This window comes from Bradyrhizobium sp., from assembly GCF_019244115.1.
Taxonomy (GTDB): Bacteria; Pseudomonadota; Alphaproteobacteria; order Rhizobiales; family Xanthobacteraceae; genus Bradyrhizobium.
Genome location: NZ_JAFATE010000497.1, coordinates 1 through 9660 on the forward strand (window position 1 = coordinate 1; position 9660 = coordinate 9660).

Genomic DNA, 9660 nt, shown 5'->3' on the forward strand with positions numbered 1-9660 from the left:
CCGATTCTGACGGCCATGTCAAAGCCCGAGCTGGGGGCAGAGCGCAAGGCTGGTCCCGGCGTCACGAAGGATTTGTTCAAGCCATACGATGAGCCATCAGGACCACCAGTTGCGCAGCGTCTCCGATCCGCGTCTGGCCCTGCATGCCGCCAGCGCGTGGCCGGCGTGGCTGTTCGTGCCTGACGGCAGTCGCGTGCTCTGGGCCAATCCGGTTGGTGTGCGGGCTTTTGGCGCGGCGAGCAGCGCTGCCCTTGCGCTGCGCACATTCGAGTCGGCCGATGCGCGCAGGCGCCAGATCGCGCAATTGGCGCGCTCGCTGCCGGAAAGCGGCGTGGTCCGCCTGGAACGGCTGCGCGGCTTTGGCGCTTCGCTGGGCGCGCGGGTGACCTGCCGCTGCGCGCGGCTCGCGTTTTCAGACGGCAGTCACGGCATTCTGGTCGCGCCGCTCGACGGCGGCGGCCGGACCATGCCGCTGCCGGAGCGATTGCAGCGGCTGGTCGAAGGCATCAACGGGCCGCTTGCCGCTTTTGGGCGCGACGGCATCCTGGTGAGCGCCAGCGACGCGGCGCGGAAGCTGTTCGGGTTTCGCGACCTCCGCGCGGCCGGCCTCGAAGCGGCGCGCAAGGACGCCCTCGCCTCGGGACGCGCCGAGGCGTCGCTCGGATCAGCCCACCTGATCTTGCAGCGGGTCGGTGCCGGCGCCGATATCGGCCTTGTTGCCTTCTTCGCGTCGGGCGCGATGCCGGACGCGGAGGCCGCGGCTACGGTAGCTGCCGCAGCGCAAATGCAGCCCTCCTTTTCAGTGCCTGCAATCGAAGAGGTTTTGGTGACCCCGCCCGAGCAGTCCGCTCCAGAGACATCCGCGCCAGCGGCGCTTTCCGAGGTCAGCCCGGATACTGCACAGGACGCCACGGCGCCGCTGCGCCGGCATCCGCTTCGCTTTGGCTGGCATCTGGACCCGGATGGCATGTTTTCGCTCGCCGCGGGCGAGTTCGCCCGCCTGATCGGCCCGCAAGCCGCATCAAGCCTCCACGGCCTCTGGCAGGATCTTGCCCAGGCTTTCGACCCCGACGGCCGCGTCGCGGGCGCGATCGCCACGCGCGAGACCTGGAGCGGCATCACGCTGGGCTGGCCGCTCGGCGGCGAGCAGGTCGCGATCGAGCTTTCGGGCCTGCCGACCTATGATGAGGCGAGAAACTTTGTCGGCTATCGCGGGCTTGGCGTGTGCCGCGATCTCGACGCGCTCGCACGGCTTGCGGCCTTGCGGGACGCGCACGGCGGGGATCACGAACCGGTCCCGCCGCAGGATTCACCTGCGACGCCTTCGCCCGATCCAGAGCGCAGCCGTGCCGCGGATCAGCCGCCGGACGGCGCTCTCGCGGCGGCCGAGATCGCGGGATCGCGAGCGCCGATCGACATGGCCCCGCCCGAGCCAAACTCTCCGGAACCCATCGTGGAGCCGCCGCGAAACGTTGTGCCCTTCCGTCCTCCCGGCGACGCAAAAGCACCGGTGCTCACGCCGGTGGAGAACAACGCCTTCGACGAGCTCGCCCGGCAATTGTCGGAGCGGCTCGAGAACGGCAATGGCGAAGCGCATCGCCCAGCCGAGCCGGCTGAGGACCAGCACCCGCCGGCCGAGCCGTCCCCACCCGAGGCGCCGCGCCCGCAACCGGAATGGCTGGGAGAGCCCGAGCCGCCGGCGCGCGGCGTGAGCGAACGCCACCGCACTTTGCTCGAGCTGTTGCCGACCGGCGTCCTGATTTACCGGCTCGACCGGCTGCTCTACGCCAACCCCGCCTTCCTCCGTCAGATGCGTTATGAGAGCCTGCATGCGCTCGAACAGGCCGGCGGTGTCGACGCGCTCTATGTCGAAGCCGGCAGCGCGAACGGCAGCAGCACATCGGAGGCCGGCACACCGGTGACGATCTCGGTGGTGGAAGAGAACGGTGATGTGACCGCCTCGATCGAGGCACGCCTCCACACGATCTCCTGGGATGGCGATTCCGCGCTCGCGCTGATGTTCTCGCCGATGCAATCCCAGCCGGTGGCGCCGGTCGTCGCGGAGCCGGCCCCGGTAAACCCGCCCTCTGCGGTCGGCCATGCCAATGCCGAAGAGCTCGGCGCGATCCTCGACACCACAGCCGAGGGCATCGTGATGTTCGATGCCGGCGGCAACATGCACGCCTGCAATCGCAGCGCCGAGGCGCTGTTCGGCTATGACGGCGCCGACCTCGCGCGGCGCAATCTCACAGAACTGTTCGCTCCCGAGAGCCGGCGCCTGGTGCTCGACTATCTCGAAAGCATCAAGGGCTTTGGCGTCGAGAGCCTGCTCGAGCACGGCCGCGAGGTGCTGGGCCGGGTCAACAGGGGCGGCCTCATTCCGCTCTCGATGACGATGGGCCGCACCCGCCCGGACGGTCCGAATTTTTTTGCGGTGTTCCGCGACGTCTCGCAAAACCGGAAGATCGAGACCGAGGTGCAGCAGGCACGGCGGCTCACCGAGACCGCTGCCAACGCCAAGGCCGATCTGCTCGCCCGCATCAGTCACGAGATGCGCGCACCGATGAATGCGATCATCGGCTTTGCCGAAGTGATGATCTCCGAGCGGTTCGGCGCACTCGGCAACGAGCGCTATGTCGATTACATGAAGGACATTCGCAGCTCCGGCTCCTGGGTGATCGCCACGATCGACGATCTCCTGGAATTGTCGCGGATCGAGACCGGCAAGCTCGAACTCGCCTTCGCCAATCAGAATCTCAACGAGCTGGTGGAGAGCTGCGTCGCGGCGATGCAGCGCGAGGCCAATCGCGAGCGCATCATCATCCGCACTTCGCTCGCCCCGGCGCTCCCCTCGGTGGTGGCGGACGGGCGCGCGCTGCGCCAGATCGCGCTGAACCTGATCGGCAACTCGATCCGCCTTGCCAACGCCGGCGGCCAGGTCATCGTGTCGACGGCGCTGACCGATTTCGGCGAAGTGGTGCTGCGCGTGCGCGATACCGGCAACGGGCTTAACCAGGGCGAGGTTGCCGCGGCGCTCGAGCCGTTCCGCAACCCGCCCTCGGAACAGGCCTCCGGCACTTCCGCGGTCAACCTGTCGCTGACCAAGGCGCTGGTCGAGGCCAACCGGGCGCAATTCCACATCCGCACCGCGCCGCAATCCGGCACGCTGATCGAGGTGGTGTTTCCCCACGCGCTGGCGCGGACGTAGGAAGCTTGGAGTAATGAGGTCGGGCGAAGGCCCGGCCTCATCGCCTTCCAACAACACTCAGCGCTCGTGACAGCGACGCTGGTGGAACTCGTCCATGTCCTCGCTGACTTGAACGAACCCTGTCTCGCAGCTGTGATCGTCGTGCGGCGTCGTGAACACGGCGATACAGCCGTTGGCGCTATTGCCGCCGGCCGCGGTGCAAAGGCCGCCCGTCGCAGTACTCGGGATCGGCACATAGACCCGGTTAAGGACGGGATCGGCGGCGACAGAATGGGCGTTGCCGATACCGGTGCCCTCGCCAGTGGTCACGACACTTGGGTCCTCCTTCAGCCGCTCGGCATCGACGACGCCGAGGAACTGGCTGGTGCCGACGGCCGCCGAGCGCGCCAGGAAATAATGGCCGTCGCCGGGATCGAACCAGACTTCATCCGCACCAGACTCGTTGTTCAGCGTGGCGATGACATGACCGTCGCGATCGTCGATGACGACGGTGGAGGCATTCGCGTTCACTGCCCCATTGCATCCGAGCAGGATCTGATGATCCGGACCGATTGCCATTCCCTGCGGACCCGAGCACTGCGCGACGGGAATGACGAAGGTGGTCTCGACCTCACCCGTGTGCTTGATGACCGCCACGCCACCGGATGCGCTGTTGTTGCCCGGTCCGTTGATCTCCGGAATGGAGATATAGAACCGGTCGGTACGCCGGTCATACTGGCATTGCTCCGCACCGTTGGTTGCTTTCGGCCTACCGTCGTTACCGTCGAACGTGATACGCTTCAGCGCCATGTAGGTCTCGGTCGAGATCAATGTCGCGAACGGAAACGGCGCCTCCGCGTTGTTCGCCACCAGCACGAGTTTGTGCTTCGGATCGAAACACAATTCATCGGCGCGATGAACGCCGCCGGTCGAGATGGTGTGGGTCGGCGCGGTTCCAGCCCCTTCGATATCGAACACCTTGACGGTGCTGTCGCCGTCGCCCGCCCACACTTCCTTGTGCCTGATGGCGAGCACACCGTCCGGCCCCGCGCAATCGTTGGCACCCGCGGGCTGCTTGATCGGCGGACACGCGCCCGGACCCGTGAACACGCCCTTGCCGAGCTGCTTCACGAATGTGTTGCTGTCGGTGTCGACGACGTCGACTGCGTTTTGCGTCCGGTCGCCGAGCAGGTAGAGGCCGAGCACCGGATCGACGAAGCTGATGTCGAACGAGGTGATCTTGCCGGACGGCGCCGAAATCGCCTTGGTCGCGGCGAACGTCTCGTCGGCTGCAGCAGCCGGCATGCCGACAAGCAGCGCCGGTCCGATTGCGCCGGCAGCCACTGCCAATAGACGCAGTTTTCCTCGCATTGGATGACCTCCCCTGATTGATCGTTGTTCGCGACAAAATGTCGCGTCAGCAATCTGCATTAGGCGCCGCCGAAATGACAACGATGCGACGCAATCGGGAAGTTCGGCATGGACGGATCAAGGTCGTGCTCAAATCCGAAACGTATCAATACGTTGCGTAGGCCGCGACGGAACGCGCACGTCGCGCGCGCAAACCAGAGCATCGCAAAAAAATAAATCTGCTTTGCGTTGGAACCAATCGCAGCCTTGCATCGTGCAAGCGAGCTTTCAATCGCCAATGACGACGTCGCGTCATTGCCGCACTGCAAACGCCTGCCATTTGCTGCCGAGCAGCGCGGCCCGAATGCGATCGCATGGAACGCCAGCACCCAGCCGCAGGCGGCGATGTGCAGCAGGATGAAATCATGCGCCGGATCAAGCACGGCGTAGACGCGTGCAGCGGCGACCACGATGGCCAGATAGATCGTCTGCGTCGCCCATGAGGCGGTAAGACTCTGGCCGGTATGACCGAGGGTGGCGCGGGTCATCACCGCGAGTGTCATGCTGCCGGCCGCGCCAACCATCCAGGCATGAACTGCGGCGCTGATCGGCACGATGCCGAACGCGGCCAGGGCGCCGAGCCCGAATCCGGTGGGCACGAAGAGATAGCCGACATGCAGGATCAACACGATGCTTGCGCTTGTTCAGGTTCTTGATTCGATAGAACAGTATCGATCATGCGCTTGAGCTTATCAGGCGTGCAGGGTTTCTCCAGGATCGGCGCTGCCTTGAATCCGACCGGCGCACCATTCGAGCCATATCCGCTTAAGAACAGGACGGGTCGTCCCCGACTCCGAACTGCCTCCGCAACCGGCTGCACGTTGAAGCCCTGCAAATTGATATCGAGGATTGCGAGATCGTACTCCTGAGTTTCCGCAAGAGACCGGCCCTCATTTATTCTTCCGGCCTCGCCAATGACCTTGTGCCCGAGATTCTCGACCATTTCGACAAGCATCATCCGAATGAGCGCCTCGTCTTCGACGATGATGACCGATGCATGCTTCATCTGGCTTGCCTCAGTTAGCCGACCGACCGGCGCGCGACGGTTGAGCAGATTGGACGATTGGAGAAAAAGCAACGGGAGCGAGGGCCAGCCGAGATCATCAAAGCATGTCATGCGAGATGGCGCAGTGTTCGATATGCTCGCAAGCGGCGTGCAGGCGCGCAATCGCTTCGGTCTCAGCTTGCCGACTCAAGATTACCGATGCTGCCATGCCCGGGTCGCCGGGACCACCCCGGCCATCTACGGGTGCAACGGCTCCAAACGTCGACGTTGGTTGTTGCAAACGCCAATCACGCTGATGGAGTGGTCGGCGACGACGCGACGGCGGCCGGACGGCCCGGCAGCTCCGGCGAGACCAGCAGGCGAATCTTCTTGTCCTTGCATTGTTTGCCGAGCTCCTGCTCGCTGCCATAGGCCATGATCGTGCCATTGTAGCCAAGGCACGCCAGCCGATAGATCAGTTGCTGGGACAACAGGCCCTGGAAGTAGCCGGCATGCACGTTCGGCCGCTGGGTGAAGAGATAGACGAACAGCAGGCGCAGATGCGCATGCCAGGGCAGGCGCGCATGCTCGTCATTGCGCTTGTACCAGTTCGCGAAGGACAGCAGCGGCCGCGCCGGCTTGATCGGCTTGTCCGGGTCCGACCAGTCCGTCCAGTCGTCGGTATAGTCGGTGCAATCGAAATAGGTGAAGCGCTCGGGCAGCAGGACCGGAGGCTTTGGCACGGTCGGCGAGCCGATCGCGCGCTGCCTCTGTTCGGCCGCGCGCAAGAGTCCGTCATAGAGCTCCTGCAGGGTCAGATGGCCGATGCGCAATCTCTTCAGGATGTCCGCACGCGCAACGCTGGTCAGGCCGAAATCGCGCGACAGAATCTCGACATTGCCGAGCCGGAAACCGTGATTCCGGCTCCTGGTCGGAAACACGAAATAGTTCGCAAGCGTCGAGATCTGGCGCAGCACCTCGTCACCTTCATTGCTGAACAGATAGGCCTCATCGAACCGCACCAGCGCCGAGGCGAGAAAATTGCTGCGGCTGGTCAGAAGCGTCTCTGCCGGAATATCCGGCGAGGCGAGCACAAAACGCTTGAGTTGGAAGACATGACCGATGTTGGAAGACGCCAGGCTCGGATCGGCCGCCGCACCGTAAGCCTCGATGCGGCTGCGCCCGCCTTCGAAGACGTCCGACAGCACGCGGATGGTGTTGGTCACGACGAAGCCGCCCATGCTGTGTCCGATGAAGGACAACTGGATGTCGTTGCTTGCCTCCTTGCTTTGTCTGATCTCGCCGACCTTGCCGTCGATCACGCGGATGATGTGAACGAGATCCGGAACGCCGAAATTGGTCGCGCGATAGGTGTCGCGGAAATACACGATGGCGCGCAGCAGCGCCGCGGTCAGCACGAGACCCAGCAGCGTCAGCCCGAGGATGGTGACGAGGTGATCGCCGATCGGGTGGCGCAGCCAGCCGAGCAGGCCGGGCGCCCAGCTGGCCAGATAGAACAGTAGAAACGGCACCACTGCGATGATGACACCGAGGTTCAGCAGCCAGGTCGGAAAGGTCGGCAGCGCATCCCAGGTGCCATGCCACGGCTCGCCCATGCTTTCCGACGGCCAGCGATAGCCGATGCAGACGAGGCCCTTCCGCCCATTGATCGCGCCGTCGCGCTCGATCGCCATCGCGGCGCCCGTGTACATGTTCAGCACGGCCGGCTCGGGATTGTTGAAGCCGTGCACCATCACCACGAGGTTGGAGTCGGGCCCGGCCACGAGCGTCTCGGCGATCTCCTGCACCGCCTGCTCGGCGTGGATTTCCGTCAGGTATTTTCGGTATTCCGGCGGCAGATCCGGCAGCGGCCCCGTGTCGTCGACGTTGTCGGGTGCCGTGCTCTCGATGAAGTAGGTGGGTGTCGTGAGGTTCGCCTTGTAGGCCCGGAAAAACTCCATGACTCCACCTCCCGCAGACGCCACGGCACCGGTTACGCTAGGCGCGGCGGGAGGCCTTGACAAGCTTTGGTTGTCCTCAGCCCGAAGCCGCGCTCGCCAAGCCGAGGACGTCGGCGATCGCCGCGAGGAAGAGCGCGGGCGCCTGCAGCTGCGGGACGTGCGCGCAGCCGGGAATGATTTTGAGCCGCACATCGCGCAGGCCGGCAGCCAGTTCATGGGACATGGCCGGCGGCGTCGCCTCGTCCTGCTCGCCGACCAGGACGAGCACCGGCACCTTCACCTTGGAGAGCTCTCGGCGCAGATCCAGGCTCGCGAGCGCTTCGCACGCGGTGCGGAAAACTTCCCGGTCGGTGCGCAGAAACGCCGCGCGGCGGTCGTCCATCAGCGCGGGATGCGTCTTCTGAAATTCCGGTGCAAAGAGCCGGTTCATCGCGACGTCGGCGACGGCCGCGAGCCCCTTCGCACTGGACACCGCGGCCATGGTGCGAAAAGCCTCGCGACCGCTGTCCGAAAAGGCCGCCCCGGCGTCGGCGAGAATGAGCCGCGACGCGACGGTCGGATGACGGATCGCCATCTGCAGCGCGACGAAGCCGCCATAGCCATTGCCGAGCACAACGGCGCCGCCAGGGCCCGCCACGTCGGTCACGAGTTCCGCCATCCGGTCGGCGACGGCGGCAAGGCCGCCACCAACCGCGCGCGAACGGCCAAATCCCGGCAGTTCCGGAACGATCACCCGAAATGAGCGCGCTAGCGGCGCCACGACGGCATCAAAGCTCGCACGATCGGACAGCAGCGAATGCAACAGAATGAGCGGCGGCCCCCGCCCGGTGTCCGCCGCGTTCACGGCTCCGTCCGCAAACAGCCGGTCCATCGGCCCTCCTCTTTCGGACGCGGACACGCGCCCAAGGGATTGATAGATCAAATCGCACCCAAATCAAGCCTTCGTGGCTTGACGTGATATTTCACGGCTGGAATAAAAAGCTCGAAACGAGAGAAACTTCATGCTTCTCCGCGACAATATCTATGATCGGCTGCGCACTGATATTTTAAGCTGCCAGCTTGCGCCCGGCGATGACATGCGGGAGCAGGAGCTCGCCGAGCGCTACCGGGTGAGCCGCCAGCCGGTGCGCGAGGCGCTGGCGCGGCTGGCGCGCGAGCATCTCGTCACGGTGACCCCGCGCCAGGGCTACCGGGTCAACCCGATCTCGCTCTCCGATGCGCGCGACCTCTTGCGGTTCCGGCTCGCGCTCGAGCCGGCCTGTGTGGCGGAGGCCATAGAGAGTGCCCGTGATGACGTCCTCAAGACGCTGGACCAGTTTCGCCGCTTTTCCGGCGACCATGAAGCCTTCATTGCCTACAACCGCGCCTTCCACACGGCGCTGGCCTACGCCTCCGGCAACCGCAGGATGGCGGCGGCGCTGTGCGATCTGATCGGACAGGCCGATCGCCTGGTGCGCGTCAGCCTCGCCAATGTCAGGGGCCACGACCCGAAAAAGCTGGTGGCCGAGCACGCGGCCCTGATCGAGGCGATGCAGCGGCGCGACCGCCGCGCGGCGGCGCGGATCATCAAGTCTCACATCATCCAGACCGAGAAGCGCGTGCTGCCGGCGCTCAGGCGCAACGCAGTCATCGTCGAAGGGAGGGACGCGTGAATAGTCCCGCAAGAGCCGTCGCGGTCGAGATCCACGGCAATTTCGTCGACGGGCGCGAGATCGAAGCAGGTGGTGGCGCGACGCTTGATGTTCGCAATCCCGCAACCGGCGATGTGATCGCGAAAATCCCGAACTCGACCGCCGAGGACGTCGACCGCGCCATGAGAAGCGCCCGCGCTGCGTTCGAGGGCAGGGAATGGGGCGGCATGGACGTGCGCGCCCGCGCCCGGCTGGTGAACCGGCTCGCGGACGCGTTCGAGGCCAACCTGGAGCCGCTCTACCGGCTCGAGACGCTCAACAATGGAAGACCGGTGAACGAGACTCGCGCGCAGCTGGCGCGGCTGCCGGATTTCTTCCGCTATTTTGCAGGCCTTGCGCTGGCGCGACGCGACGCGGCGATCCCGGTCGAGGGTGCGTATCTCAACTATACCCTGCGCACGCCGATCGGCGTCATCGCCAACTGCA

General features: G+C 65.2%; 8 protein-coding genes. 3 read left to right on the forward strand and 5 right to left on the reverse strand.

Annotated features, from left to right (window positions below):
- Nucleotides 1–88 precede the first annotated feature (88 nt).
- Nucleotides 89–3208, forward strand: coding sequence for a PAS domain-containing protein (locus JOZ76_RS21705; protein ID WP_291701704.1), 3120 nt, complete (start codon nt 89–91; stop codon nt 3206–3208).
- Nucleotides 3209–3265: 57 nt separating this feature from the next.
- Here the strand turns inward: JOZ76_RS21705 and JOZ76_RS21710 are convergent, their stop codons facing one another.
- The 5 genes from JOZ76_RS21710 to JOZ76_RS21730 form a co-directional block, all read right to left on the reverse strand.
- A complete protein-coding gene (locus JOZ76_RS21710; RefSeq protein ID WP_291701706.1) occupies nt 3266–4558 on the reverse strand; it encodes a YncE family protein in 1293 nt (430 codons plus the stop codon).
- A gap of 59 nt (nt 4559–4617) precedes the next feature.
- On the reverse strand, nt 4618–5223 hold the full coding sequence (locus JOZ76_RS38575) for an NnrS family protein (RefSeq protein ID WP_441300070.1): 606 nt from the start codon (nt 5221–5223) through the stop codon (nt 4618–4620).
- Complete coding sequence (locus tag JOZ76_RS21720; RefSeq protein ID WP_291701708.1) at nt 5220–5603, reverse strand: response regulator; 384 nt, start codon at nt 5601–5603, stop codon at nt 5220–5222. The genes JOZ76_RS38575 and JOZ76_RS21720 overlap by 4 nt, the downstream gene beginning before the upstream one ends.
- A gap of 287 nt (nt 5604–5890) precedes the next feature.
- Nucleotides 5891–7543 (reverse strand): hypothetical protein, encoded by a 1653-nt coding sequence (locus JOZ76_RS21725; RefSeq protein WP_291701710.1) that lies wholly within the window; start codon nt 7541–7543, stop codon nt 5891–5893.
- A 76-nt stretch (nt 7544–7619) separates the two neighbouring features.
- A complete protein-coding gene (locus JOZ76_RS21730) occupies nt 7620–8414 on the reverse strand; it encodes an alpha/beta fold hydrolase (RefSeq protein ID WP_291701712.1) in 795 nt (264 codons plus the stop codon).
- Nucleotides 8415–8544: 130 nt separating this feature from the next.
- On the opposite strand from JOZ76_RS21730, the gene JOZ76_RS21735 reads away from it, so the two are divergent.
- Both JOZ76_RS21735 and JOZ76_RS21740 read left to right on the forward strand, forming a co-directional pair.
- Entirely contained in the window at nt 8545–9195 is a 651-nt protein-coding gene (locus JOZ76_RS21735; protein WP_291701715.1) for a GntR family transcriptional regulator, read from the forward strand.
- Nucleotides 9192–9660, forward strand: a 469-nt coding sequence (locus JOZ76_RS21740; protein WP_291701717.1) for an aldehyde dehydrogenase family protein, incomplete at its 3' end; no start/stop codon positions are given. The genes JOZ76_RS21735 and JOZ76_RS21740, both read left to right, overlap by 4 nt.